This window comes from Buchnera aphidicola (Lipaphis pseudobrassicae), from assembly GCF_005081185.1.
Classification (GTDB): domain Bacteria; phylum Pseudomonadota; class Gammaproteobacteria; order Enterobacterales; family Enterobacteriaceae; genus Buchnera; species Buchnera aphidicola_AD.
Window position 1 is genome coordinate 28,088 of record NZ_CP034870.1, and the last position, 892, is coordinate 28,979.

The 892-nt window shown below is 23.5% G+C and carries 1 protein-coding gene and 1 pseudogene; both read right to left on the bottom strand.

Annotated elements, in window-relative coordinates:
• Positions 1-290 (bottom strand): annotated as a pseudogene (locus D9V70_RS03190) (glutamine--fructose-6-phosphate transaminase (isomerizing)); the annotation flags it as partial.
• Between the two features lie 71 nt (positions 291-361).
• The coding region (locus D9V70_RS03195; protein WP_301182239.1) for a DapH/DapD/GlmU-related protein at positions 362-892 on the bottom strand (531 nt) is incomplete at its 5' end.

Consider the following 892-nt stretch of genomic DNA (forward strand, 5'->3'; position numbering starts at 1 on the left):
ACAACAATAATATTTGAAGAAATATGTGGATGAGTATTTTCTTTAGAAATTTTTCCATGCGTAGCCCAACGTGTATGAGCTACTCCAATGTTACCAAATATTTTTTTTTTATTTACCTTTTCTACTAATTTGTCTACTTTTCCAACACAACGAATTCTAATAATATTATTTTTATTATTTACTATAGCCAATCCTGAAGAATCATATCCTCGATATTCTAATTGTTTAATACCTTTTAGAAGAAAATTAATAATATTATTTTTTGTGACTGCACCAACAATACCGCACATATTTATACCTTTTTTATATTTTTTAAAACTATTTATTTTTATAAATAATTTTTATTAAAAAATTATAGTTATTATTTTTGACGAAATTTATTAGGATGTATCCAATTTTTTTTATATTTTTGTTCTTTTTTATTGTAAACTAAACAAGATTCGTTAATATCTTTTGTTAAAGTTGTTCCTGCTCCAATAGTTGTATTTTTTGTAATTTTAATTGGTGCAATTAATTCTGTATTAGCGCCAATGAAAACATTGTCACCAATGATGGTTTTTAATTTATTTACCCCATCATAATTACATGTAACACTACCTGCTCCAATGTTAACATTACTTCCAATTTCAGAATTTCCTATATAACTTAAATGTTTGATTTTACAATTTTTTTTTATAATACTATCTTTGATTTCAACAAAATTTCCTATTTTAATTGTTTGATCTAATATAGTGTTTGTTCTTAAATGAGCAAATGGTCCAATGATACAATTTTTACCTATTTTTGCATTTTCTATGATTGTATATGCTTGAATTTTAGTTTGATTATCAATAATACTATTTTTAATAATACATCCTACTCCAATTTGAACGTTATCTCCTAAAATCACATT